Genomic DNA, 26,545 nt, shown 5'->3' with positions numbered 1-26,545 from the left:
TCCGCTACACCATCTCTTTCACTTTGTCAGCAAGAATGGTCAGGATGATCTTTTTGCGGTTGGGCTCGCCGCGCGCTAGCGACTCTGCGAAGTGCAAAGCTTGCTCAGGTTTGATCTTTGCCGGCATCGGCGGCTCGAATGGATCCACTACGGCCCGCAATATCGCTGGCCCGGGCGCATTCAGGAATGCGTCCATGGTCTCGCCGCAGTTCGCAGGATCGTCCACAGAAAACCCAACCCCGCCACACGCGTGCGCAAATTCCGCAAAATCTATAGGCGCGTTGTCAATGACGTACTCGGGATTTCCCAGGAACACCATCTGCTCCCACTTGATCATGCCCAGGCTGCGGTTATCCACGATCACAACCTTGATGGGCAATTTGTATTTCACTGCTGTCACAAACTCGGCCATCAGCATGGAGAATCCCCCGTCTCCCACAAACGCAACGCACTGCCGGTCAGGATAGGCGACCTGCGCCGCGATCGTGTAGGGCATGCCATTGGCCATACTCGCCAGAGTGCCGGAGATGCTAAACATCTGGCCGCGCCTGGCGCGGATCAGACGCGCCCACCAGGTAGCGACGGTTCCGCAATCGCAACTCACGATGGCATCATCTCGCAGGCGCTTACCGAGTTCCCATGCCACCAGTTGCGGCTTCATCGGCTTGTCGTTGCGCGTCGCCTGCTTTTCCATCAGTTGCCACCAATCTTTCATTCCCGCCTGGGCAGCTTCCAGGAAGCTGCGGTCCTCTTTACGGGTAAGCAGCGGTATCAGGTTTTGCAGAACAATTTGGCTATCTCCCATCAGTCCAACCTCGACCGGATAGCGCAATCCAATCCGCTTGGGATCGCTATCTATCTGCACGCTCTGGGCTTGGTCCGGCTTGGGCATGAACTCCAGGTACGGGAATGACGTGCCCACCATGAAAATCGTGTCGCAGTCCTCAATTGCCTCCTGCGATGGCTTGGTCCCCAGCAGGCCTATCGGACCCGTCGTGTAGGGACTGTCATCCGGGACAGCCGCTTTGCCCAGCAATGGTTTGATAATGGGGCCAGCCAGAATGTCGGCCACCTGTTCCAGTTCATCGGTCGCATGCAGCGCTCCACGCCCGGCGAGGATCGCAACTTTCTTTCCTTCATTCAGGATGTCGGCCGCTCTCTGCAATTCGCTGAGAGCTGGAATTTTCATAGCATGCGCGCGCACAGCGGAAGTGTGGTGGGGGATGTTGCGCTTCGAACGTTTCCAGTCCTTAACGTCGATTTCCTGAAAATCCACCGGCATGGTCACGTGAGCCACGCCGTGATAGGCAAGAGCAGTGCGGCATGCCAGGTTCATCACGTTTTGAACGTGAGTTGGACCCATGATGCGCTGGTTGTAAACGCACACATCTGCGTACAGTTTGTCCAACTCCACATCCTGCTGCGTGAACGTGCCGATCAGGTCGTGGTATTGCAGCCCCGTGATGGCCAACACCGAAGCGCCGTCCATTTTGGCGTCATAAAGCCCGTTCAGCAGATGAATTCCGCCGGGACCGGAGGTGGCCACGCATACACCCAGTTTTCCCGTGTACTTGGCATAGCCGCAAGCCATGAAAGCGGCAGCTTCTTCGTGCCGGACCAGAATGAAGCGGATCTTGTCCTTGCGGGCGCGAAACGCCTCAATGATTCCGTTGATGCCGTCTCCCGGCAAACCGAAAACAACCTCAACACCCCACTCGAGCAAACATTCGACGAGCACGTCTCCTGCGGTCATAGCGACGTCCTTTCGCGGAACTCCTCAGCTTCATCATCTGCTGGAACTGATCAGTACGATGCCCGTGCAGAACGTCCCGTTTGCTAGGAGGAAAGTCGCGGGTTCAGCCCTGGTGAGAATTCCTGATCTGCATTACGACTTCTTGATGGGTGTGCCCAAATACCATTTGCCGCATTTTTTCGGCTGATGTCAGGTTTAGCGCGGTATATACTAATCCGACTTGGCCATCGCGGAGAGCGAGCGATCTGGCACCCTGCCACGGGCTTCTCTCATGGCCTGTTTCCTGGTTTATCAGTCGTTGACATGAAAGAGGACAAGAAGCCGCCGCCAAACCCCGACGATGCTACGCTCGTGCCCGAGAATATGCGTCCTGTCTCAGGCGCTCACCGGGATGCGGCCGCTACCCTGACTCCTGTCCCTGAAAGTAAAGCCTTTCCAGCGCAGACCATTTCCGGCGAGACCATTGCTCCGGGGGCCGTCGCCGCCAAGCGCGCGCCCATGTCGGCAGGTTACTGGGGATCCCCAACCGCACTCCCCGCGGGAACAATCCTTGCCGGACGGTACGAAATTCTGCAAATGCTAGGCGAAGGTGGTATGGGTGCGGTTTACAAGGCCACCGACCGCGAACTGGAACGCACCGTCGCTCTCAAGGTTATTCGGCCTGAGCTCGCTGGCAATCCTGCCATCATCCAGCGCTTCAAGCAGGAACTTATCCTGGCGCGGCAGGTTACCCATCGCAACGTAATCCGAATTTATGACCTCGGCGAAGCCGAAGGCGTGAAGTTCATCACCATGGAATACGTTGAGGGGCGCGACCTGCACAGCCTGCTGCTGGAACGGCAGAAGTTCACGCCTGAAGAGGCGGTGGACATCATGCAGCAGGTCTGCCTGGCGCTCGATGCCGCGCACCGCGAGGGAGTCATCCATCGCGACCTGAAGCCGCAGAACATCATGCGCGACGCTCAGGGCCGCGTGGTGGTGATGGACTTCGGACTGGCACGCTCACTAGAGGCGACCGGAGGCATGACCCAGAGCGGCGCTCTCATCGGCACCATGGAGTACATGTCCCCCGAACAGGCTCTGGGGACCGAACTCGATCAGCGTTCTGATCTCTTTACCGTGGGCTTGATCTTCTACGAACTGCTAAGCGGCAAGACCCCTTACAAGGCCGACACCGCCCTGGCCAGCTTGCTGAAGCGCACTCAGGAGCGTGCCATTCCTGTCGCAGACTTGGAAAGCAAAGTCCCGCGCGGCCTGAGTAATGTGGTCAGCCGGTGCCTGGAAAGAGACCTCAAGCTGCGCTACCAGACCGCGCAGGAGCTGCTCAACGATCTCAGCGTCTGGCAAGGGAACAAAGCCGCCGCCTCGCTCGGCTTCCCACCGGTCAGGCCATGGGGACAAGGTTTCCCTTGGGTCGCTGCCTCGGTGGTCCTGGTGGTGCTGCTCCTCGCGGGAACCGGTTACATCTTTCGCGACAAACTATTTTCGAAGTCAACCGCCACCAGAACCGCGCCCGCCGGTCCCCAGGTGTCTTTGGCCATCCTCCCGTTCCGCAATGCCTCGGGTGACCCATCCCTGGACTGGTTAGGACCCACTCTCGCGGAAATGTTGAACACTGCGGTTGGTCACTCCGCACACCTGCGCACGGTCTCTCCTGATCGTGTGCACCAACTTTTGACCGACTTGCGAATTGGTCCTTCCACTAGCATCGATCTGGCTACACTCGCTCGCATCGCAGAATCTAGCAACGCCGACAACGTCGTGTCGGGACAGTTTGTCCGATTGGGCGACCAGATCAAGATTGACGCCACCCTTCAGGACATAAACCGAGATCGGCGGATCCCGCTGAAGCTCGACCCTGCCGGCGAGAAGGATATTCCCGCTGCTGCGAGCCGCCTCGCCGAATCGATCCGCCAGAATCTTTCTGTTTCGCCTGACGTACTGAAGGAACTCAAGGCCAGCTCTTTCCAGCCAAGCTCCAAATCGCCACTCGCACTTCGTGATTACAACCAAGGCGTACAGCTCCTGCGCGAGGGCAAGAACCTTGAAGCGGTGAAGAGCTTGGGATCCGCTACCAAGGAGGACCCACAATTTGCCCTGGCGTTCTCGCGCTTGGCCGACGCGAACTCCGCCCTCGGTTACGATAGTGAGGCGGAGCAGGTCTCCCGCAAGGCGATCGAGCTCGCGTACCAACTGCCACTCGCGGAGAAATATCTTATAGAAGCGGCTCACGCTCGAATCGTGAGGGACAACAAGAAAGCCATCGAAGCTTACGAGAACTTGTCCAAGACTCTTCCCGACAATCCTGACGTGCAATACGCTTTGGGCAGTCTCTACCGCGATGAGGCTGATTACGATAAAGCCCGGGCGCTATTCTCACGCATCTTGCAGGCCGACCCCAAAAATATCCGGACGCTCTGGCAAATGGGTGCTGTGGAGATGATGAGCGGCAATCCGCGGGCCGCTCTCGATCCTTTAACGAAGGGTCTGAGCCTCGCAATTCAATCCGACAACCAGGAGCAAAAGGGACTGATCTTGTTGGCCATGGGTATCTCCTATCGCCTCATGAATAAGCCCGATGAGGCTTTGCGTAGTTTGCAGGAATCGTTAGACATCAATACGAAGATCGGACAGAAGCGCGCTATGGCATCCGACCTAAGCAGCATGGCGCAGGTACAGGCACTCGTCGGGAAGTCCGATTTAGCCCTGACCAGCTTTAATCGAGGATTGCAGATCGAGCGTGAAATCGGAGCCAAGAAAGAGGCCGGTGACACCCTTATTGATCTCGCTAATCTTTATCTTGACCGGGGACAATACCAACAAGCCCTGAAAATGTATAAAGAGTCACTACAGATTCAGCGCGATTCCGGCGATGAAACCAATCAAGCTCTCTGCTTGAACAATATCGGTAACGTCTACCTCCGGCTCGCCGATTATGAGGGCGCTCTCACTTATTTACAGCAGGCGTTCCAGTTGCGCCAGAAACTGAATGTCCCGCCTGACATTGCCGACACTCTCCACAATCTTGGTGTTGCCTACGGCAACCTTGGCCATGATGAGCAGGCGATGGCGGACTTCATCAAGGCGTTGGATCTTGACCGAAAGGCATCGGACAACCGTGGCGCAGCTTCCCAGTCACACAGCATGGCATTCATTTTCGCCCGTCAGGGCCGCTATGGGGCCGCCGTGAATGCGATGCAAGACACGCTCAAGTCGCTTCGAGATGCCGGGGACCGCAGCATTGAGCTGGCGCAATCCCTGAATGATTTCGGCAGATTTCTTGCGGAGGCGGGAAGGAGCGCCGAAGCCGCTGCTCCCCTGAATGAAGCAGAACTATTGGCGCGTAACCTGAAGAACAACTCATTACGCGCAAGCCTCCTGAATACACGCGGCGACGTGCTGTTCTACGCCGGAAATGTGGGCGGGGCGAAGGCGATGTATCAACAAGCCTTAAGCACCGCTTCCCAGGGCGGACAACCGGAGGATGTTCTTATATCGAAGATCAATCTTGCCAGGGCAGCGCTCGTCGAGGGACACGCGACCGCGGCCGCCAATGAATTTGCCCACCTGCAACAGCAAGCAGATTCTCTTGGCCAACGACAACGCTCGCTCGAGTGTTCCGTCTATCGAGCCGAAGCAATCGTGCAGAACAAGGACTACACGCGCGCTCGCCAGGAACTACAACAAATCCTGGGTAATAGCGAGAAGCTGGGTATGCGCATGGAGAACGCCAGGATCCATTACCTGATGGGGACCTCACTTCGGCTTTCGGGCAATATTTCGGAAGGGGCTGACCAGTACCGGCAGGCCCTACGCCTGTTAGACGACATCAAAAAGGAAGCCGGGGCAGAACATCTGCTGGACCGTTCTGACCTGAATAAAATTTACGCGGAAGCCACCCGCGGAGCCAATCTCCAGAAGACCTAACCGCCAGAGTCTCCCGTCTTGCCTACTCCTAAGCATCTCGGTCGCTCAAGATGAAGTATTGAGACTAGTCGCTACAAACATGCGGCCCAAAAAAACCGGACCGCGTTGGCGGCCCGGTTTAGTTTTCAAAGCAATGGTTACTGGACAGTAAGTGGCGCCGTATTGTTGTAGAACACAGTGCCCGACTTTATGGTGGTCGAGAACTTAAACAGTCCCGTGCAGGCATTGCTCGGGACTGGCAGAAGGAAGCTAAACGATCGATTGAAACCCACCGGCGCGAGGCGAACAGGGAATCCACCCTGTTGTGCGCCTGGCTTCGGAGGAGGTGGCAGCGACACTCTCGTCTGAGTACAGACGCCACCTTGTTTATGTGGCCCCTCAAACGTGAAAGTGAGTAGCCCATAGCCGTTAGTTGAGGATCCTGGTTGAGGACTGCAGCCCCTGATATTTCCTGCAACCGTGACTAGGCCGCCCGGAGGCACGGTTGGTGCGCCGGACCTTGGCGTAATCGTGAATGCCAAAAGCTGGCAGTCCAGATTGAGATCGATCACCGTCTCCTGACCGTTGAGACGTTTACCACCTCCACCGCTACCGCAAGGCGGGGTGGTGCAGCCCGGCTGGAAGGACTTGGTGATGTTCGTCCAGTCGGGACCCGGGACATGCCCGATTAAGTGGGAGTCGTCATCGTGAGCAATCACATATGCCCCGCTTGTGGGATCCAAACTGCTGCTGTACTGCGAGTCCAGACCGATTAAAGCCGGGTTCGGCACCGATTGATTAATGGTCGTGCAGTCGGGGAACTGATTGCCAGCCGCATCGAAACACTCGTTGGTTATGATCGCGGCGTCATTTCCGCTAACCCGCAAGCAACGCGGGTTCGCGGCCGGTGGGCCTGGGATGGAAGATCCGCCGAAATACGCGGTGTCTCCGGGATTTCCTGCCGCCACTGTGGCATCGCAAACGGCGCCATCCACCAGCCTCAGAACGTCTCTCATTTTGGCAACGCCACCCATCTGCGTGCTGGCGGGGAAGGTAATACTCTGAGTCAGCGGACCGTCCGGTAGCAGGACGGTTGTGGTGCCTGGCGCTACCGGTTTGATCTCGCCGACGGTGACGTTACTGCTAAATCCGCCGCAACTGCTGCTGTCGCTTGGACTTATATAATCGCTATCGGGCGGGCCTGTCGGCAATACGAGAGTGACTGAGCCCCCGGGAGAATCGGGCCCATCCCCAGGAGAAAGTGACCCTGTAGAGCTGTCAGATACTGTCCCGCAACCCGATGACTTACCTGAGAGAGTTATCGTTCCAGTGAAAGTGGATAGGCCATTGTTCGTGACCGTTAGGAAGCCCGTGTCAGGCGAGGCGCATACGGTTACGGCCGTGTTGCAACCCTCATAATGGTATTCTGTCGTGACATCGAGTCGGTAGCCTGGTGAGCTCTCCGTGGTGAAGGAATATTGGCCATGACTCTGGGTCACTTCGAAGCTCGGATCCCCTGGCTCGTTATCGCAACCACTCGGCGATCCACCTTGTAACACGTAAGAGTCACTAAGAATTTCGTCGCATGGACTCGACCTCGGAGCCCCGGAATGAATCTGCGAATCGGTTATGAACAGGTCAATGTTCTTGACGGCGTCACCCTGCGAAACAGTGCCTTTAATTTCGAGCACCGCCCCGGTTTGGGTTGCACCCTGCGCCCACACAATTCCGCCAACAAACAAGGTTAGCGCCACAGTACAGATACATCGTGTGACGTGCTTCATGCTTCTTCTAGATACCTTCATGGATTGCACTCCTCAGAGTGGTTGGCCCGGGGAAAAATGAAATCCCGTTCCCACCTTAAAGACAAGAAATTTGTTCTTAGGCCGATGGAACAAATAAAAGGGAACAAACGGGTGAATACGTTGGAGGATTCTGCTTTTTTGCGTTAGCCGTGTCAAGGAGTTTTTTATGAATTTATGGCTAAAACGCTCGACTGACGGGCATTTCAGAGGAAACAGAGGCCGCCGGCAGGGTCTTGCACTTCTTTGCGACAATGTCGCATTGCTTTGCCCGGTCTTGTGTAGAACTTGGGATTAAGCAGAGTTATGCACACTCGGGTCTTGCGTATTCGCCCGTGACATTGAACGCGATCAAGCCCTTGACCTGTCTTTATGGTTCCGCCCCAAAACTCGCGATACGGTACAATACAAGCCGAAGCCATACCGACGCCAACTTTTTAGGGGACGTAGTTCAGTTGGTTAGAACGCTGCCCTGTCACGGCAGAGGCCGCGGGTTCGAGTCCCGTCGTCCCCGCCATTCCTATCAATGGCTTGCGACAAGAGCGCCTGAGATACGCGACGATTTGTGTCGTCGTTTGTGTCGTAACCGCCTGTTTTGTCCTGTTGATCGGCGCGCTGTAAAAGTGACTTTGTGCGCGAGGATCTGTTGCTGGTACACGGAAAGGGCAGCCGCGAACCATGGCCGGATATTTCGGTCACCGGCCGCGGCGTCTTCGGATGTTCCTAACGCCGACTTATTGATGACGGGCCATGATGGATGAACATGGCCATTCCAGCAAAAAGCAGCAGCACCGTGAAGGCGACAGACAAGACATAGTAGACAGCCCGCACTTTGGGCCAAAGCCAACTCGGAAGCCGATCTGAAAATCTGTCACCCCATGTCGCAGTCAGGCGCGGCGGTAGTTCGGATTCTTCGGTATCGGCCTTCCATCTGGATGCGATCCAAGTGGCGCGCAGATTGGAAAATAGCACCCCTACAAAGAAGACTTTCAGTATGCTGGGTAAAATTGGAAGTTCTGCAAGCGCGAATACAAACGCCATTGCAGCGGCGTAGCGGCTGTGCTCGCGGATGCCAACACCGCTCAGATAGTAAAAAACGAAGGCTACTGCCCCCGCGATAGGATGCCCGATTGCCACCGAGCTGAGAAACGCCAGAATCGCAAATGCTGTGCACAGCAAATATCCCTGCACTCCAAGATAGTCCACATCGGCGCCACTCTGAATTGACGGCCAGAAGAGACTCTTGAGACGGCTTTCGCTACGAGGCGTGGAGTCCGCCAAACCAAGGGTTTGCATCGCGGGCGGTATATTACTCCAAGCAGTGCCGGGCATACAGGAAAACAACGCGCTCAGGCGGTCCGTTTCAGATCTCGTTCGAGATCACTCTGGATAATGTTGAGTTTTCTCTGGTGCGCCTGTCGTGCTTGGTCTGCCTTGGCAATTTCCGAGTTCACTTCGCCACCAATCAGGATTGCTGCGCCTGTCAGGTACAACCACAACATTAAAATGATCACCGCCCCGAGCGATCCGTAGGTCTGGTTGTACGAGTTGAAAAAGTGCAGGTAAATCCTTAGTCCGAAGGAAATCAGTAACCAGAGCACCACACCCACCGCAGCGCCGGGCGACACCCAATGCCACTTCGGACGTTCCACATTCGGGGCAAAGTAGTACACCAAGGCAAACCCTACGCCCATACAGGCGACCACAATGGGCCACTGCGCGATTTTCCAGGTGATCACGAAGGCGGGCCCTAAACCCACAGTGCTGCCGATAAATTCCGCCAACTTGCCGCCATACAGGGTCAACACTAAGGCGCAAAGAATCAGGGCCGCCAGCGCCGCGGTCAATCCCACCGCGACCGCTCGCTTTTTCCAATAAGGCCTGGTCTCTTTTACTCCGTATGCAATGTTCAGGGTTTCGACAATAGCTCCCATCCCATTCGAAGCTGCCCAGAGCGCGCCCAATAAGCCGAGTACGATTTTGCCGCTGCCTCGCGCCTCAATAACTTGCGTAATCGTTTGGCTCACCAGCTGGGAAGCTGATCCCGGCATCGCTTGGGCGAGGTACTGCATCAAGCTGTTTCGCAGCTCGGTTCCCGCGGAAGCAAAATATCCCAGCGCCGAGAGCAGCACGATCAGCAAAGGAAACAGTGCTAGCAGAAAATAGTAGGCGAGTTGAGCCGATCGTCCGAAGACATCGTCTTGATTGATCTGCTGGCCCACTCGTTTGGCCAGCTGCAACGGTGTCAGGCCGCCAAAACGCCATTGCGATTCCATCACCCCTCCAATCTGCACACGCGGAATTCCGGACCGGTCCTGCTCGAGGTTACGCAGCCTCTTGCTCAAATGCCCTTTGATAGCCGCGCCCGTCTCCAAAATCAGTCAGACCGGCGAGCACTGTCATCAGCACCGCTTCCGCGGTAAAAAACGTCTTCTCGCGCTCATCTTCAAAATCCATAAACCCTGGCAGGGTAGCTGTCATTGCCGCCAATCCCATATCAATCTTGCCATGTGTCGGAAAGGTCACCAGCTCAGCAATCCCGGCAGGATAATCAGTGAGCAGGCTAGTGACGGTCTCGGCTGCCCCACAAGCCAATGCGCTAATACCTGCACGTTTATTGCGTCGCATCATGAAAATCCCTCCCACAAAGAATGTGGCAGCGATCACGTAATCCAGAACGCCATGCACGTTGGGGGAAATGACTTTAGGAGCAGGCTTTGTTAAACCTTTGACAACAGCTTGTAAAATTGCCACAAATAACCTCCCGGACAAATAAATTCGCGACCAGACCTCTCTGATGTCGTTCTTCTTGATTGGAGGCCTACACATTTACAGCGGGATGGCCTCCAACCTTGGTCGAATGTTCGTAGATGCAATGTCGCGCGCGAGGGTGCTACACACGCGAAACTGAAAACCGGTGCTGAGCGGAAAGGCTTTAGCCGAGTTGACCGGCGCTTAACTCACGTGAGCTAGAGTACTCGGCGTTCTGTTCTGCTGGAGAGCTGTGTAGCAGTAGTTCAGTTACAATGAGCCTCTCTGGTTTTGATCCAACTACAAGACGGACGCCAACCTTGACGAAACCGCGCGCATTAATATTCGTGTTCTTTCTGGCTACCCTGGCCGTTGCCTATCAGCGAGAGATTGCAAGCCGTCGCACATTGCAGCTGCCCACAAGCAAGTTGCTGGTCGCTCCCGTGCCGGGTCGCTTAGGTGATACCAATGGCCTTCCTGTAACCGCTGCGTTAAGCCCAGACGGGCATTATTTGGTGACGCTGAATGCTGGTTATGGGACCGCCGAATCAGAATATCGGCAATCGCTCACCGTCCTCCACCTGGAGAGCAATCACATTTCCGACTTTCCCGAGCCGCGTCTCGCCGGTCACGCGCGTCAGTCCTTCTTCATCGGCCTGACGTTTAGTGGCGATGGACAGAGGCTCTATGCCGGCTTTGCTTCCATAACTGATCCCACCGGCAAGCGGCCACGCGACACGGGCAACGGCATCGCGGTATATGGTTTCGATCACGGGCGAATCTCGCCAGAGCGATTCATTCCAATCCCGCTGCAACCCTTGGCAAAAGGCAAGCAAGTACCCGCTGACCTGGCAAAGGTGCCCAAAGGCAGCGCGATTCCTTATCCCGCCGGCATCGCAGTGGTGCCAGGTAAGAGCGAGAAGCTGCTGGTCGCCAACAACTATTCAGATAACGCTGTGCTGCTCGACCCGAGAAAAGGAAAGATCCTGAAGCGTTTCGATCTGAGCACCGGTCCATTGGTGCCGTCGGCGTTTCCCTACGGCGCAGTCGTCACTCGTGACGGAAAACGCGCATTCATCAGCCTTTGGAACGCATCGCAAGTTGCTGAGCTTGACCTCAAGCACGGTCGAGTGACCCGATCCGTGCCGCTGCTCAAGCCGTCATCCGCCACCGCTGCGGGCTCTCATCCCACCGCCATGCTGCTGAGTCGCGATGAGAGCTTGTTGTACGTGACACTCGCGAATGCAGACGCCGTTGCGGTTGTGCAAACACGCGACGGCAAATTACGCGGACTGCTTTCCACCCGTCTTCGTGGTCAGGAGTACGGAGGAACCTATCCAAACGCGCTTGCGCAATCCGCTGACGGAAAACATCTGTTTGTGGCTAATGCTTCCTCGGACGCGGTGGCGGTATTCGATGTTTCCAAGCTCGCGGATCGCGAGGCTGGGTCGTACCCGGTTGCGGCACTCGGATTTATTCCCACCGATTGGTATCCCACCGCGCTTGCGGTCCGCGGCGACGATTTGCTCATCGCCAGCGGCAAAGGGCAGGGAACCAGTCCCAATCCCATGCTCCAACACTCGTCGGAGGCCGGTTATATCGCGACTCTGCTGCATGGATCCATCGCTCGTCTGAGCATCAGCAAAACGGAACCTCAATTGGCAGAACTTACGCGGGAAGTCGAGCACAGCAACTTAATGAATGGCGAAATGGGGCAGCTTGCGTTCCGCAACGGAACGAATCCCATCCGCCACGTCATTTACATCATCAAGGAAAACCGTACCTACGATCAGGTCTTCGGGGATTTGAAACCTGGCGATGGCGACCCTTCGCTCTGCATGTACGGAGAGGACATTACGCCCAATCAGCACAAATTGGCGCGCCAGTTCGGAATTCTGGATAACTTCTACGACAGCGGCGAGGTTTCCGGCGACGGGCACGTCTGGTCCACTGCCGCCATTACCAGCGATTACACGGAAAAAACCTGGCAGATTGCCTACCGTGGTGGCGAACGGACCTACGATTACGAAGGCGAGGTAGCAGGGAACTCTCCATTAGCTGACAACGAACCTGACGTCAACGAGCCGCAAACCGGTTACATTTGGACGAGCGTCGCCAGTCACCACCTTACATATCGCCATTATGGCGAGTTCGTGGCTACATCGTGGTGTGGCGAAACCGAGGCCCAGCAATCCCCCCAGCAGGGTACGCCTTCCCCGGCAGCAAGTGAGTGCGGACGGATCGAGGTAAAAAAAGGAGAGCCTCTGCCCCCCAATGTGGGAGTGCCGCATGGGTCGCCCAGCCCGTATCCCTGGCGCATACCGTTACCAGCGCACAACCTTCCCACAAAACCGGAATTGCGCGGCCACTTCGATCCCAATTTCCCGGATTTCCGCGTTGAATACCCTGACCAGCTACGGGTGGATGAATTCCTCAATGAGTTCAGCGGATTCGTCCGAGCGCGGCAACAGGGCAGCGGTGAAGAGTTGCCGGCCTACGTTTTGCTCAGATTGCCGAACGACCATACTTCGGGCAAGCGACGGGGCTCGCCTACCCCCTCAGCTTCCGTTGCAGACAACGACCTGGCGGTTGGACGCGTCGTCGAAGCAATTTCACACAGCGCTTATTGGGACGACACCGCTATCCTCGTTTTGGAAGACGACGCGCAGGATGGCGCCGATCATGTTGATGCGCATCGCAGCATCGCCTTGGTCATCAGCAAGTACTCACCCGGTTCACCAGCACAGCCGGTTATCGACCACCACTTCTACACCACGGTAAACCTGGTGCGCACCATCGAAGCTCTGTTGGGATTGCCGCCCATGAACAACAACGACGCGCGGGCGGCGGTTATGTCGCCGCTCTTTGCCGGACAAGGAGATCAGCCGCCATTCACCGCCGACTATCGCAATCGCGACAATGGATTGTTGTTTACTATGAATGCCGCCACCGGCAAGGATCAGGATGAAGAGGATTCAGAACTCATGGACTTCACCCACGAGGACCGGGCCGAGGCGTCCCAATTGAACGCGATTCTGTGGCGGGATCGCATGGGCAATCGGCCGATGCCGCTCTCCAACCATGCTGCCTTGGGAGGACCGCGTCATCGTCACTTCTAAAGAGCGCGTCTGAGGTCGGACTTGCTCAACCCCGCCTTTTGCCAGAAAAACCAACACTCGGGGACACCGGCCAATTTTCCGAGCTGAATATAAGCCTCTGCCGGAGGTTCATTGATTGCGCGCTCCCAGCGGGACACCGCCATAGCAGACACGTTAAGCTTTGCTGCAAACTCTGTCTGGCTGAGTTCCAACTTGTCGCGCAGGTTCAGAATTCTTTCCGCCCACTCGGGTCTTGCAAGCTTCGCTGCCGTACGCATAATTGAGTTCTTGACACCCTTAACGCTGGCGTTATATTAAAAGTGCAAGTCCCCAAGGGTGGACGTGCAGAGTGTCACGATTGGTGACAGGACATACTACCAAAAATCGTGAGCTGGCGCGATACGCTCAATATCGCGGTTTGTATGCCCGCGTCGCCCGGAAACTGAAGGTGGATCGCTCATATGTAAGCCGCGTGGCACGTGGCGAAAGACGCTCCAAGCGAGTATCAGAGGCCCTGAAGGTTGAGTTAAAGCGCATTCAGAAGCTCTGATTTCCACACCCTTCATTCCACCGCCCATCTCTCCCGTTCACCGGCTTGTTAAAATCGAGGCGCCGAGCTCCCTGCCAAACATGTCTGCTCAATACCAGCCTTTCGCCGGCGCGAACCGCTGATGATCGCCGCCTCGCTGAGCCCTGCGATTAAGCGCACGCGTCTTTTCGCAGCTTCCTGCACGGGCATGTTCATGTTCGGCATCGTTTTAGCACTGCTGGGTACCTTGTTTGGACTTCCGCAGGTTCACTCCCGGCTGCACATAGATCTTGTGCAAAAGGGTGATCTCTTTCTGTTGCTGTACCTGTGCATCTGTCTCGCGACCTTGGGCGTGGGGCCTCTCATTGATCGTTTCGGCAACAAGCCAGTGCTGCTGGTCTCATCCCTGTTGGTTGCTGGCGGGCTGCTCGCCTTTGCAGCTGCTCAGTCTTTCTGGGCAGCTGCCGCCGCCACACTTGCCCTGGGATCAGGAGGGGGCGGCCTGAATACCGCGGCCAATGTTCTGGCCTCAGATCTTTATCCCGAGAACCGCGGCCCCATGCTGAACATTCTGGGAGTATTTTATGGCTTCGGCGCGCTGTTCATGCCGCTCGTGACCGCCAGCGTCGCCACCCGCATACCGATTCCGGAATTGCTGATTGCTTCCGCTATCTTGCCGGCAATGTGCGGCATCTTGTACGCGCTGCTCACGTTTCCTGCCACCCGCGAGCCGCACGCAATTTCTTTGCAAGAACTCGCCGAGGTTTTGCGACATCCGGGCTTGCTGCTGTTCGGATTTCTTCTGCTTATTGAATCAGGAAATGAGGCGGTCCTCGGCGGGTGGACGTCCAGCTACTTGATCACGCTCGGCGCCCAAGCCCGCATTGCAACCTGGGTGCTCGCGGGATATTGGGCGGGCCTGATGCTCGGTCGCGTGGCAGCATCGCGACTGCTGCGGTGGTTAAAGGATGTGCAACTCGTGTTGCTGAGCGCTGCTGTCTCACTGGCGACCTGCGCCGTGCTGTTGCTGGTCCGTTCTTTGCCTTTGCTCGCAGTGGCCGTTGCCTCGACCGGTTTCGCATTCAGCGCTATCTTTCCCACCATCTTGGCCATGGCGGGTGACCGCTATCAGCGCAACGCCGGAACAGTTTTCGGTGTGCTATTTGCGGTCGGGCTGGCGGGAGGAGCCGTATTTCCCTGGGGAGTTGGTCACATCTCGCAAGCCTACAGTGTGCGCGCCGGCATGGCCCTGCCGATGATTGGCGCAGCAGTGAATTGCATTACGATCTGGATGATTCGGCGTCGCCAAATCGAACAGCAACGATAGGTACAACATCAAAAGCCTTCGGCGACTAAACGCTCCAACGTAACCGAACCCGGCGCCGAACGCCGCAGCATCTTCTCCACATATTTCGCGATCAGGTCAACTTCCAGATTCACCTTATCGCCCGGCTTGAGGGATCGAAGATTGGTCACTTCCAGGGTGTGAGGAATTATGGCAATCCTAACCGTTCTCCCTTCCACCTGGGCTATCGTCAAGCTGATTCCTTCTACGGCCAGCGATCCCTTGAATACCACATAGCGTCCGAGTTCATCCGGGATCTCGACCTGCAACCAATAGTCACCGCCCTCGCCAATTTTTTCTAAGCTGATCACGGTTCCGGTTCCATCAACGTGTCCCTGAACCAGATGTCCTCCGAATCTGCCATCCGCTTTCATCGGCAGTTCAAGGTTCACCAGCGATCCCTTGCCGATACCGGAAAAAGAAGTGCGCATCCACGTCTCCGGCGCAAGGTCGGCCGTGAACGAGCCTGCGGCGATATCTACCGCCGTGAGGCACACGCCACTGACCGCAATGCTGTCACCTTTCTTTAATTCACGCGCCAGCCGGGAGCAGGCCACGCTTAGCCGCCTTTGGCCGTGATCTTCGACTATCTCCTGAACGCGTCCGACTTCCTCGATCAACCCCGTAAACATCGTGTCTCCGTCTCAATCTCCGTAAGGATCGCGCAAGTAGCCTTCCACCGCAAAGTCTTCACCGAACCGGTGCAGAGCGAAAGAACGCAGATGGGCGGCTTCGCTCATCCTTCGAAAACCCTGTCCCGCAGCAAAAGGAACTGACCCCGTTCCCGCCAGAATTTTGGGCGCGTAGTACAAAAAGACCTTGTCCACGACTCCCGAGGCCAGCGCTGTCCAGTTAACCATAGCTCCGCCCTCAATCAGCAAGCTGGTTATCTCTGATTTTCCCAGACGGACGGCAATCTCCCGCATTCCCGGCCTCCCATCCGATGAACCAAGCGGCACTTGCTCCACTTGAACCCCGCGCTCCTCCAGTTGCCGCCGTTTCTTCTCTTCAGCAAACGAGCACAGCACCAGCAAATCATCCTTTGCCGTTTTCACCACACGGGACTCGAGCGGGAGCCGCAACCGTGAGTCCACAATCACCCGTAGAAGGGCCCGCCTCCGCGGCTTTCCACTGCGATCCGTCAGCAGAGGATCATCCGCGATGATAGTGCCTACTCCCACCAGAATGGCGTCGTGCTGGTGACGCAGTTCCTGCACGTGCGCTCGGGCCGCGTCACTGGTGATCCAACCGCCGCTCACGCCGCCCCCACCCAGGATCGCAGAAGCTGCGGATTCATCCGAGGGCGGCGCAATCTTGCCGTCGAGAGTCATGCCCGCTTTAAGCGTCACCAACGGGGTTTTGTGGCGGATATATTTGGCAAAGGCTTCGTTCAATTTGCTGGCTTGCGCTTCTCCCGCCCCAACCAGCACTCGAATTCCGGCAGCGCGCAGCCGGGCGAATCCTTTGCCACGCACCTGCGGATTTGGGTCGGCGATAGAAGCAACTACCTGGCGAATTCCGGCGGCAGTTAGAGCGTCGGTGCAAGGCCCGGTACGGCCTTGGTGGCAGCAGGGTTCGAAGTTAATGTAAAGGGTGCTTCCACGCGCACGTTCACCCGCCTTCTCGAGCGCAATCACCTCTGCGTGTTTAAGGCCGTCATAAGTGTAATGGCCGCTGCCTACCACCTCGCCAGAATCGCTAACCAGCAACGCTCCCACATTGGGGTTGGGTGATGCCAACCCCACACTCTGCTCGGCCAATTGCAACGCCTGCTGCATGAACTGCTCGTCAGTAGCTTTTGTCATCTCATGAGTAAGTGCAAGTGAATCTACGGAATTCCGGGCGCCCTTGCGACGTGCCCTTCTTATTCGAACAGGGAATCCACGAATTCCTTTGGCTGGAACGGCAATAGATCGCCGGCCTTTTCGCCTACTCCCACGTAACGGACCGGCAATCCCAGTTCGCGGCTGATGGCAACGACAATCCCCCCTTTTGCGGTGCCATCCAGCTTGGTGAGCACAACTCCGGTTACACCCGCCGACTTCGTAAACAAGCGCGCCTGCTGCAAACCGTTCTGGCCGGTGGTAGCGTCCATCACCAGCAAGGTCTCGTGAGGGGCGCCGGGAATGATGCGCTGTGCAGTACGCCGCATCTTCTCCAGTTCTGCCATCAGATTCGTCTTGGTGTGCAGACGGCCGGCCGTATCCACGATTACATAATTCACATGGCGGGCGGTGGCGGCCTGAAGGGCATCAAAGAGCACGGCCGAAGGATCGCCACCCGGCTTTGTTTTGATTACTTCCGTGCCCGTGCGCTGTCCCCAAATCTCCAGTTGGTCAATCGCCGCTGCTCTAAACGTGTCCGCTGCGCACAGCAGGACCGATTTTCCATCGGCCTGCAGTACGCTGGCCAGCTTGCCGATAGTCGTGGTCTTGCCGGTACCGTTGACCCCCACCACTACGATGACCTCCGGGACGCCATCCACCTTTTGCACGGGTTGAGAATTTCCTTGATTGAGTACGGACAACAGCTCTTCCTTCAACAGACGCTTGAGCTCTTGCACGTCCTTGATCTGCTTCCGGTCTGCCTTGTCCCGCAACTTCTCCAGCACTTCGTGGGTGGTCGTCGTCCCAAGGTCAGCCCCAATAAGGGTAGCCTCCAGGTCATCAAGTGTGGCGCGGTCAATTTCCTTGTTGAAGGAAATTACGTCCTCGATCCGCTCGCTAAGATTCTCGCGAGTGCGCGAGACCGCCTCCTTCATGCGGTCTAACAATCCGGGTGTTTGCTCGACGCTGCCAAATAAGGTTTGAATCATGCTTTACCTGAATAAGTGTTATCTCTCCAATTATAGACAACCGGCGAGGCTCGCCCGGTGCACTCATTGACAGCCAGAAATCCACCGCGATATCGTTCCGCTTGCGTCCTGGTGATTGATGGCGGTTGGGGAGTTTCCCTATGAGAACTTCCATAGTGGTTCTGCTTTTCGTGTCGCTAGCCCTGCTTGTTCCAGCAGCTTACGCCGATAAAGACGACGATGATGTAGTGCAATTCGGAAAGGCGGTTTACGTCGGCCCGGATGAAACCGCTGGAGACATTGTCTGTATCGGATGTTCCATACGAATTGCAGGTAAGGCTACCGGCGATGTGGTGTCGGTAGGCGGTTCTGTCCAGGTGAACGGAGACGTCCAGGGAGACGTGGTGGTGGTCGGCGGGGCTCTGCAGCTGGGGCCGGAAGCTGTTCTGCATGGTGACGCAACCGCGGTCGGAGGCGGCTTGCAACGGGCGCCCAGCGCGCAGATCAAAGGAGAAGCGGTCAACCAGCGCCTGCCATTGGGACTCAAAGGAATGGGATTGTTGCTGCTGGCTCCATTGCTTGGCCTGTTATTAGTCGGAGTTCTTCTGGCTGTACTGGGCTATGCCATTCTCGGAGAGCGACGAGTCCAAACCATTGTCCTGACTTTGCGCCGCCACACCGGATTGGCTCTCCTCGCGGGTTTGGGCGCCTGCGTTGCCTTCTCCGTAATGGTTACATTCTCACATGGGGCCGGACCGGCAAGCCTGCTAATCATAGGAGCATGCAGCCTTGCGATGTTTGTGATCGTAATCGTGGGGTATACGGGTGTTAGTGCTTGGGTAGGCCATCGGATCACCTCCACCGGCGCTGGAATAGGCGCGGTTGTAGTGGGCGCGATTGTTGTAGGCCTGCTACAGGGCATTCCCTTGCTAGGCGTTATCCCGCTTCTCATTTTTGGGCTGTTTGCTCTCGGGGCGGCGGTTTTGAGCGGGCTTGGAACCGAACCAGACTGGCTGCAACACCAACTCGCTTCGAACCCGACTGCTGGGCAAAGAGGAATGCCAGGAGCTGGCACTTAGGATCTTTCGCAAGCGACTCTAGAACCGTCCGCTCTCGACGGCAGCCGCTACATCAGGTGGCAATTCGGCCTGGGCCTTCGACGCTGCTTCCAACGGAGTGGCAGTGGCTACCGAGCGTACGTGCAATTCTCCCCGATAAAAGACTGTGGTCAAGGCAGCCACCACTTTGGGATCGAAGCGCTTGTTAGCCAGGGAATTGATGATCCGTACCGCATATGCGGGGTCGTGTGCCGCCTGGTAAGGACGGTTCGTGGTAATGGCGTCAAAGGTATCGGCCACTGAAATGATGCGCGCCAGCAGCGGAATCTGCTCGCCCTGATAGCCGTGAGGATATCCGCGTCCATCCAGCGACTCGTGGTGCAACTCGATGCCCGGAATCATCTCCTTCAATTGCTCGACGGGGCGCAGAATGTTCGCGCCCTTGGTGGTGTGGGTCTTCATGATCTCGAACTCTTCCGGCGTAAGTGCACCCGGCTTTTTCAACACCCGGTCCTCAATTCCGATCTTGCCCACATCGTGCAGCTGGGCTGAGATGCGCACGATCTCAATAAACTCCGGCGGCAAGGCAAGCTCCGTGGCGAGCAGGACGGAATACCTGGTAACGCGATCGGAGTGACCTCGAGTGTAGGGGTCCTTTTCGTCAACCGCGCCCGCCAGCATCTGAATGGATCCGAAGAACAGCGCCCGGTTCTCTTCCGCGGCGCGCTTAAGGTCGGCTACAAAATGCTCCAGGTCTTGAGACATAGTGTTAAAGGTCTCGGCCAGTTCGCCGATCTCTGTGCGGCTCTTCAGATGAACCCGCTGCGAAAAATCTCCACGCGCAATGGCGCGGCTGGATTCGGTGAGCACTTCCAAAGGATGCGTAATCTGGCGTGCGGCAAAGCTGCTGATCGCCAGGCTGATCAGCACCAGCAGTAACGCCAGCAGTCCAGCAGTGCGTTGCATCTCGTAGACACCGCGGTAAGCTTCTTGCTGGGGTTTCTGCACGATGACCGCCCACTCCAGGGAAGGCGCTGGGCTGTAGGTCCCCAGCATGGAGATTCTCTGCTTGCCCATTCCTATCTCAAATTCCTTCGTGGCAACGAACTGCGCGCGGCCGCCCTGGTCCACAAAATTCTTTACGATCTCGACATTCGACATGTCCTGGCCGGTAGCAAATTCAGGAGTAGCGCCTGCCACGAGTCGGCCCTGGCGGTCGACCACGTAAGTACTCAGGCCGCCCGTACTCACTTCCTGCAAACGCCTGATAAGGAACTGCAGGTCAACCACGCCACCGATCATACCCACAAAATGTCCGTTCACCATCACCGGCGCGCTTAGCAGCATGATGGTGCGGCTCTTTTTCCCGTCTTGTAGCGTGAGTGCCTCGCCGTTATAAGGTCGCCCGTCCCGCGACGCAGCATAGGCACGCTCAAGTTCACGTTGGAGAAATGCATCCGGAGTGATACGCCCGGCTGAGATACCTTTGGCTTCGCTGTTGAGTAAGGTGGCGTAAGCCAGATCGTCTGAGGAAGAAACAAAATTCTCTAGCAATGCGCGCAGCTCAGGAGCGCTTACATGGCGGTTGCTGAAATCGCCACCGCTGGCCACTTTCATGGCCGAAGAGAGATTGCTCAGCATCAGGCGCACCGTTCCCAGGCGGTGCGAAATATCGTCCGCCAAAGAGCGCGTAATGGTGTTTTGCAGCAGCATTTCGTTGGTCTTCAACCGATCACGGTTGTTGCCCACCAACTGTCTGGAATAGAAGTACATGGGCACCACGCTGACCGAGATCAAAACGGCGAGGATCAAGTACAAGATGGGAATACGCGAGGGTATGGGCAGTCTGCGCAGCAAAGATCGCGTGCTCATCGGTCAGGCCAAGTTGTGGGGAGGTCAAGCTAGATTGTACTTTGCGGTGTTGAACCACAAACGCAAATTGCGGCTGCGCAGGGTTACCAAAGTACCCGTTGAGCGGGTACCCGCTTTCGCTCATCCCGTTCCGAGGTTCCGATAAAGCCCCACTTCGCTTGTGGCTGGACGGGTCATCAATTCGCGGATCGCTTCACGCGGCAATTTTCCTAACTGCAGGATAGCGTGCATCTGCTGGGTTATGGGCATTTCCACATTGAGCTTTCGCGCTAATCCAACCGCGGCATTAGTTGTGAGCACACCTTCCGCAACCATTCCGTGCATACCCGTCACGATGTCTTCCAACTTGCGGCCTCGCCCCAGTTCTACCCCTACGGAGCGATTGCGTGAGAGATCGCCAGTGCAGGTCAACACCAGATCGCCCAGTCCGGCGAGGCCAGCCATGGTTTCCTGGCGTCCGCCGCTCGCTATCACCAGGCGAGTTATCTCGGCCAGGCCCCTGGTGATGAGTGCCGCTACTGAATTGTGACCAAGGCCGAGGCCATCACAGACGCCTGCGGCAATCGCAATGACATTCTTGAGCGCTCCACCTAATTCCACCCCAACAACATCGTGGTTTGTGTAGATACGAAATGAAGGACCACTGAACTGCTGCTGCACCGTCTTCATCAGTTCATCATCTCGCGATGCAATCGCCACCGCGGTGGGATCGCCGCGCGCGACTTCCTTTGCAAAAGAGGGACCGCTGACCGCCCCAATGCGAGAAGTCTTGCGATTCGCACTCTGCAGGACATCTGCAATCACTTCGGTCATTCGCAACAGAGTTTCATTCTCCAAACCCTTTGTGGCGCTAACCAGCAACATCTCGGGTGTCACCAACTGTGCCATGTTCTTAAAGACTCGCCGGCAGTGGTGAGAAGGCATCACGCTGACCACGATTTCGGCTCCATTAAGAGCGTCGCCGAGGCTGTTGGTGGGCGTCACCGATTCCGGCACCGGATATTCAGGAAGAAACAATTCATTTACCCGGCGCATAAGGATCGACTCGCGCACCTCTGGCTCGTGTGCCCAAAGCCTTACCTTGTGTTCCGGCTTGCGCCCCAGAACAATGGAGAGCGCAGTCCCCCAGGCCCCGGCGCCAATAATCGCGATTTCGCTCATGCGACTTCTCTCATCGGTTCCTCAGGGCAAAGTGGGGCTCATTGCGATTGAGCAGGCGGGCAATGTTTTGGTGATGCCGGGCAATGATCAACACGGCCACAGCTACAGACACGCCCAGTACGGGCCGCATTGCCAATCTGCAGAGCCCGTAAAGCCAATAAATGAAAATGGGCAGCGCTGCCGTCGCCGCAATCGAAGCCAGGGACACATACCTGAACCACCACAGCACTGCTACAAAAACTAGTAGTGCGCCCAGAACTGCCAGCGGTACCAGAGCAAGAAATGCGCCCGCGCCGGTTGCTACTCCTTTACCTCCTCGAAATTTCAGCCATATGGGAAACATGTGTCCTAACACCACAAAGAAAGCAGCCACAGCCAGAGTGCTGTACAACGGCTGAGCGGGTGCACTCCACTCGGTTTCAAAACTTCCAACAAGCTTGACCGCCAGAAAACCCTTGCCTGCATCCAGGAGCAGAGTTGCGAGTCCAAGCAAGGGCGACGACCGCGCCACGTTGGTTGCGCCAATGTTGCCGCTGCCGCTGGTTCGGACGTCGGTTCCGCGAAAAACTCGCAGCAAAATGTAACCGAAGGGGATTGATCCCAGCAGGTACGCAACCGACGCGGCCATTAGAAGTGAATTCCGCATTCAAGAGAGCGCGAAGCGTTCCAGCCTGGTATAGCGTGGGCCCGCGGGCGAGAGCTTGCTTTCGTACAGGAAGAACTCGCGGGCGGTCATTGTACCGAACTCTGGCACAGGCATGGCCGCTAATTTATCCTGCAAGCGCTGAAAATTGCGGTTGGTGCGGTCACCGGAAAGATGCTTGGGCGCACCTGAACTTCGTCGCTCCTGGCTTCCCCGCGCTAGCGTAAGGTGCGGATTGAAAGCATGATCTTCGGCCGGCAAGCCTAGATCAACTAGCCGCTGCTCCACTAGGGCTGCGAGGGAAGCGAGGTTCGAATCAGCCTCCACCCCAGCCCAGAAAACGCGTGCCGATCGCTGCGTGGGAAAAAATCCGAACCCTCGAAAAATAATTTGACTCGATTGCGACTGAATGCCAGCAAGAGCTTTCTTTATATCTTCTGCTCGGGGAGACGGCTGTTCACCTATGAATTTCAATGTAACGTGGAGCGATTCCGCACGGACCCAGCGCGCGTCAGGTGCGAACTCCCGCACGCCTTCAAGGAAACGCGCGATACGGTTCCGGATCTCATCCTCAATATCGAGGGCTACGAATAATCGCATGACAACTTATCATTCCGAGCGTCGCGAAGGACCCTTGCCGGAACCTCGTCCGTTCGATGTCTTTCAGCGCTAAATCAAGGCTCACATCAATTTTCTTCGCAACATATCCAACGCTTGTTGTGATGCCCACCAGCGTACTCGCTCGCGGTCTCCGGGAAACTTACGCTCCATTACCTCGGTGTTGTTTCCGTCCGAGATGGCGTGATACACCAGCCCAACCGGTTTCTCCGTCGTGCCACCGGTCGGTCCAGCAATTCCTGTTACCGCCAGGCCATGCGTCGTCCCACAGCGCTTGCGTATGCCTTCCGCCATTGCAGTTGCCACTTCACTGCTTACTGCACCGTGTTTCTTGATCAGCGCGGGAGGCACATCCGCAAACTTCGTCTTCAATTCATCGGAGTACACAATCGCCCCACCCACAAAATAGCGTGAGCTGCCACTTACCGAGGATAACCGTTCGCCGATCAAGCCTCCGGTGCAGGATTCAGCCACTGAGACTGTCGCACCACGCATCTGCAGGTAATAGCCCACGATCTGCGCCAGAGACTCTCCCTTAGTTGAGAAAATGTATTCGTCAAGCTCGTCTTCCAACTCTTCTGCCAGTTTGTCTACCCGTCCCTGTGCAACCTCAAGCGAATCGGCACGCGAGCGCAAGTGCAATTCGATTTCTCCGGCATAGGCCAGCACCGTTGTCTGCACCTGTGGATATTTCTGGTAGATCGGCGCGATTCGCGAGTCGCAGCTTGATTCACCTAACATCGCCACCTTGAGCACGCGGCTGGCAATAAACTGCGGCGGCAGCTTGGCCTTCAGGCGCTCCTCACACTGTTCTTCAAACAGCGGTTTGAGTTCGTGGGGTGGGCCGGGCAGCAGGATGATAATTCGCTCCCGGCCGTCATAGGTGCCGGTGAGCCATTGCCCGGGAGCGCTGCCGTTGGGATTCGGCAACACCGTCGCCCCGGCGATCACGTCGGCCTGCTTCAGGTTATTTTCTGTGATCTTGAATTTATATTTTGTAAAACGCTTTTCAAGAGCGGCGATAATTTCCGGGTCGCGGTTCAGCGGCAGCATAAGCGCATCGGAAACCGCCTCGCGCGTCAAGTCATCTTCTGTAGGGCCAAGCCCACCCATGAAAATGATGACATCGGCTCGGGCCAGCGCGATCTTGCTCGCTGCCATCAAGTGCTCTCGCGAGTCTCCTACGATGGTCTTGTAGTCCAGCTCTACGCCAAGCCGGTTCAGCTTGTCCGTTAAGTAAAGAGAATTTGTGTCCTGGCGGAAAGGAGTCAGCAGCTCCGAGCCAATGGCAATGATCTCCGCGTTCACGAAAGCAGTGTAAATCAGGGAAGCAATTCTCGGAGGTCAGTTAGTCCAGCAGGGCCTTGCCTTGAATATTCCACGAGAGATGATGCACCCCATTGGTCGTAGCCAGAACAGCGGAGCGGCCAGGAGCGAATGCCAACCCGACCAGGCCGTGGCCAGCCACTTCGAGCGACGCTTGCTTGTCTGGCGTAATTTTGACAATGCCCCGTTTGCCCCCAAGCGATGCAGCAACATAAAGGTTGTGGTCCGCGTCGAATGCCAACCCCTGCGGTCGTCCCAGGCCGCGATAAAAAATCGAGACCTGCCCCTGCGGATTTATCCGGTAAACCGAATCGAAGCTGGAGGTCGTGGGCCCGGTGATATACAGGTCGCCTTCGCTGCTGAAGGCAAGGTGGTACGCAGAGACACTTGGCTCAAGGGTGGCAAAAACAAAAATCTGTCGGTCACGGCCGATTTTGAAGACTGTTCCACTCCGGTCGCCGACATAAAGGTTCTGGTCGCGATCAAATGCGATCCCCGTGGCCACGCCCATTCCTTCTGCGTATGCGGACATCGTGCCGTTGGGCGCTACTTTATAAACCGTCCCGTCGTATCGCGAAGACACGTACATCTGACCTTCGCGATCAAATGCGATCGCCGTCGCGTTCATCATCTCTGAGAGAAACGGCTTGACCGTGTAGTTGGTGTCAATTTTGTAGATTGCCACTGGAACTTTCTGTCCGCGTGACCCGGAGAACGTCACATAGATGTTGCCTTCAAGGTCAAGCGCCGGATTGGTCACCGGGTGCAGGTTTTCGGCAATCGTAACCGCCACTTTCACTTCGTGCCCGTTACTGACGTGGCCATTCGTGGCGACAACCACTGGCCCAGAGGTCGCCCCTTCCGGTACCCGAGCAATCACAAAATCATCGGAGCTCACCAGGATCGAGCCCTCAACTTCGCCGAACTGCACCCGGGGACGGCGTAACTCCGGTGGGCGCAAGCCGCTGCCCACAATGCGGATCTCCCCGCCTGGCAGAGCTGCGGCCGGCCGGACGGAATCAATCCGCGGCTTGCCATTGACGTTTTTCTTGCCCAGAACCCGGTCGGAAATACCCATCCTCTATATACCGCAGCAATTTTCAGCGCAGCCAGCCAAGATGAATCAGAAGCCGTGCCACCACCAGGGCATACAAGCCTGCGCCAACATCGTCGAGCATGATGCCGGCTCCCGCCGGGATACGTTCCAGATGGCGCAGCGGCGGCGGCTTCACGATGTCGAACGCCCGAAAAAGTATAAAACCCGCCAGCAGAGATTTCCAACTGAGCGGCAAGGTAATCAGTGCAATCAACTGGCCGGCTACTTCGTCAATCACCACAAAGGAGGGGTCCGCGCTGCGGCTAGCTCGGGCCACCCTTGTTGACGCTGGAATTCCGACCAGAATCACAACTCCCGCCAGCACGATCGCGACCCAGTACGGCCTCTCCGCATCGATTCCACGCGCGATTGCCCACCAGAGCACTACGGTCGCTGCTGACGCCCACGTCCCCGGCCCGGGTCGGAGCCGGCCAATCCCGAAGAACGTGGCCAGCAGAGTCGCCCACAGCGGCCCCGAAGCGCGTGCGGCGGGCTCAGTGTCGCCGCTTGTGACCAGCGTCGTCCGACTCCCCCGTGGGTCCCGGTTCACGGTATTCACCGTCTGGAGAATATTCCAAATTCGCGTTTTCCGGGTCACTAATCGGGCTGGAAATTACATAGGCGCCGCTGGCCCACTTTCCCAAATCGATCAGCCGGCAGCGGTCGCTGCAGAAGGGGAAATCTGGCTCGTCGCGCAGAACTATTTTCTTGCAGGTAGGACAGCGTAGGCTGCGGACACGCTTGCGAGGCATAACCAATCGGGTAACTTCGTAATCGGGTAATCGGTAATTCA

The 26,545-nt window shown here is 56.8% G+C and carries 22 protein-coding genes and 1 tRNA gene; 6 read left to right on the top strand and 17 right to left on the bottom strand.

From position 1 onward, the window contains the following. Positions 1–4: 4 nt before the first annotated feature. Positions 5–1,753: a thiamine pyrophosphate-dependent enzyme gene (locus tag VFA76_08665; protein HZR31909.1), complete on the bottom strand. Its 1,749-nt coding sequence runs from the start codon at positions 1,751–1,753 to the stop codon at positions 5–7. Between the two features lie 303 nt (positions 1,754–2,056). Between VFA76_08665 and VFA76_08660 the strand changes: the two genes are divergently transcribed. Next, positions 2,057–5,680 carry a tetratricopeptide repeat protein gene (locus VFA76_08660; GenBank protein ID HZR31908.1) on the top strand — a complete coding sequence of 1,208 codons (3,624 nt, stop codon included), beginning with the start codon at positions 2,057–2,059 and terminating at the stop codon, positions 5,678–5,680. 137 nt (positions 5,681–5,817) lie between these two features. Here the strand turns inward: VFA76_08660 and VFA76_08655 are convergent, their stop codons facing one another. Beyond that, entirely contained in the window at positions 5,818–7,464 is a 1,647-nt protein-coding gene (locus tag VFA76_08655) for a hypothetical protein (protein HZR31907.1), read from the bottom strand. Positions 7,465–7,901: 437 nt separating this feature from the next. On the opposite strand from VFA76_08655, the gene VFA76_08650 reads away from it, so the two are divergent. Then, a tRNA-Asp gene (locus VFA76_08650) sits at positions 7,902–7,978 on the top strand. Between the two features lie 206 nt (positions 7,979–8,184). Here the strand turns inward: VFA76_08650 and VFA76_08645 are convergent. Genes VFA76_08645 through VFA76_08635 form a run of 3 tightly spaced genes read right to left on the bottom strand, consistent with a single transcriptional unit; the run spans position 8,185 to position 10,215 of the window. Further along, positions 8,185–8,757 carry a hypothetical protein gene (locus tag VFA76_08645; GenBank protein ID HZR31906.1) on the bottom strand — a complete coding sequence of 191 codons (573 nt, stop codon included), beginning with the start codon at positions 8,755–8,757 and terminating at the stop codon, positions 8,185–8,187. A gap of 53 nt (positions 8,758–8,810) precedes the next feature. Further along, complete coding sequence (locus tag VFA76_08640; GenBank protein ID HZR31905.1) at positions 8,811–9,806, bottom strand: YihY/virulence factor BrkB family protein; 996 nt, start codon at positions 9,804–9,806, stop codon at positions 8,811–8,813. Further along, positions 9,787–10,215: a hypothetical protein gene (locus VFA76_08635; GenBank protein ID HZR31904.1), complete on the bottom strand. Its 429-nt coding sequence runs from the start codon at positions 10,213–10,215 to the stop codon at positions 9,787–9,789. The genes VFA76_08640 and VFA76_08635 overlap by 20 nt, the downstream gene beginning before the upstream one ends. A 317-nt stretch (positions 10,216–10,532) precedes the next feature. Here VFA76_08635 and VFA76_08630 point away from each other — a divergent pair, with 317 nt between their 5' ends. Continuing rightward, positions 10,533–13,331, top strand: coding sequence for a bifunctional YncE family protein/alkaline phosphatase family protein (locus VFA76_08630; GenBank protein HZR31903.1), 2,799 nt, complete (start codon positions 10,533–10,535; stop codon positions 13,329–13,331). On the opposite strand, the gene VFA76_08625 is transcribed toward VFA76_08630, so the two are convergent. Next, on the bottom strand, positions 13,328–13,588 hold the full coding sequence (locus VFA76_08625; protein ID HZR31902.1) for a helix-turn-helix transcriptional regulator: 261 nt from the start codon (positions 13,586–13,588) through the stop codon (positions 13,328–13,330). The two genes, VFA76_08630 and VFA76_08625, sit on opposite strands and share 4 nt — an antisense overlap. Positions 13,589–13,659: 71 nt before the next feature. Between VFA76_08625 and VFA76_08620 the strand changes: the two genes are divergently transcribed. Next, entirely contained in the window at positions 13,660–13,860 is a 201-nt protein-coding gene (locus VFA76_08620; protein ID HZR31901.1) for a hypothetical protein, read from the top strand. Between the two features lie 121 nt (positions 13,861–13,981). Next, complete coding sequence (locus VFA76_08615; protein HZR31900.1) at positions 13,982–15,166, top strand: MFS transporter; 1,185 nt, start codon at positions 13,982–13,984, stop codon at positions 15,164–15,166. A gap of 8 nt (positions 15,167–15,174) precedes the next feature. Here the strand turns inward: VFA76_08615 and VFA76_08610 are convergent, their stop codons facing one another. The 3 genes from VFA76_08610 to ftsY are packed head-to-tail and all read right to left on the bottom strand — an operon-like array spanning position 15,175 to position 17,999. Beyond that, positions 15,175–15,816, bottom strand: coding sequence for a riboflavin synthase (locus tag VFA76_08610; GenBank protein ID HZR31899.1), 642 nt, complete (start codon positions 15,814–15,816; stop codon positions 15,175–15,177). 12 nt (positions 15,817–15,828) lie between these two features. Next, entirely contained in the window at positions 15,829–16,989 is a 1,161-nt protein-coding gene (gene ribD, locus VFA76_08605; protein ID HZR31898.1) for a bifunctional diaminohydroxyphosphoribosylaminopyrimidine deaminase/5-amino-6-(5-phosphoribosylamino)uracil reductase RibD, read from the bottom strand. 59 nt (positions 16,990–17,048) lie between these two features. Continuing rightward, positions 17,049–17,999, bottom strand: coding sequence for a signal recognition particle-docking protein FtsY (ftsY, locus tag VFA76_08600; protein ID HZR31897.1), 951 nt, complete (start codon positions 17,997–17,999; stop codon positions 17,049–17,051). A 140-nt stretch (positions 18,000–18,139) separates the two neighbouring features. On the opposite strand from ftsY, the gene VFA76_08595 reads away from it, so the two are divergent. Further along, on the top strand, positions 18,140–19,057 hold the full coding sequence (locus VFA76_08595; GenBank protein ID HZR31896.1) for a hypothetical protein: 918 nt from the start codon (positions 18,140–18,142) through the stop codon (positions 19,055–19,057). A gap of 18 nt (positions 19,058–19,075) precedes the next feature. On the opposite strand, the gene VFA76_08590 is transcribed toward VFA76_08595, so the two are convergent. From VFA76_08590 to yacG, 8 genes are all read right to left on the bottom strand, one after another. Continuing rightward, a complete protein-coding gene (locus VFA76_08590) occupies positions 19,076–20,893 on the bottom strand; it encodes an HD domain-containing phosphohydrolase (GenBank protein ID HZR31895.1) in 1,818 nt (605 codons plus the stop codon). A gap of 135 nt (positions 20,894–21,028) precedes the next feature. Beyond that, positions 21,029–22,069: an NAD(P)H-dependent glycerol-3-phosphate dehydrogenase gene (locus VFA76_08585; GenBank protein HZR31894.1), complete on the bottom strand. Its 1,041-nt coding sequence runs from the start codon at positions 22,067–22,069 to the stop codon at positions 21,029–21,031. A 10-nt stretch (positions 22,070–22,079) separates the two neighbouring features. Next, positions 22,080–22,697: a glycerol-3-phosphate 1-O-acyltransferase PlsY gene (plsY, locus tag VFA76_08580; protein HZR31893.1), complete on the bottom strand. Its 618-nt coding sequence runs from the start codon at positions 22,695–22,697 to the stop codon at positions 22,080–22,082. Between the two features lie 18 nt (positions 22,698–22,715). Continuing rightward, a complete protein-coding gene (gene thpR, locus VFA76_08575; GenBank protein ID HZR31892.1) occupies positions 22,716–23,312 on the bottom strand; it encodes an RNA 2',3'-cyclic phosphodiesterase in 597 nt (198 codons plus the stop codon). A gap of 81 nt (positions 23,313–23,393) precedes the next feature. Then, positions 23,394–24,638 (bottom strand): competence/damage-inducible protein A, encoded by a 1,245-nt coding sequence (locus tag VFA76_08570; GenBank protein HZR31891.1) that lies wholly within the window; start codon positions 24,636–24,638, stop codon positions 23,394–23,396. A 40-nt stretch (positions 24,639–24,678) separates the two neighbouring features. Further along, positions 24,679–25,734, bottom strand: coding sequence for a gluconolaconase (locus VFA76_08565; protein ID HZR31890.1), 1,056 nt, complete (start codon positions 25,732–25,734; stop codon positions 24,679–24,681). 22 nt (positions 25,735–25,756) lie between these two features. Then, complete coding sequence (locus tag VFA76_08560) at positions 25,757–26,302, bottom strand: phosphatidylglycerophosphatase A (protein HZR31889.1); 546 nt, start codon at positions 26,300–26,302, stop codon at positions 25,757–25,759. Continuing rightward, positions 26,247–26,504 (bottom strand): DNA gyrase inhibitor YacG, encoded by a 258-nt coding sequence (yacG, locus tag VFA76_08555; protein ID HZR31888.1) that lies wholly within the window; start codon positions 26,502–26,504, stop codon positions 26,247–26,249. Before yacG ends, VFA76_08560 begins: the two co-directional genes overlap by 56 nt. Between the last annotated feature and the right edge of the window lie 41 nt (positions 26,505–26,545).

It is taken from the genome of Terriglobales bacterium, from assembly GCA_035651655.1.
In the GTDB taxonomy this organism is placed as follows: Bacteria; Acidobacteriota; Terriglobia; order Terriglobales; family Acidobacteriaceae; genus DASRFG01.
This window is presented reverse-complemented; position numbering and strand designations above follow the sequence as displayed.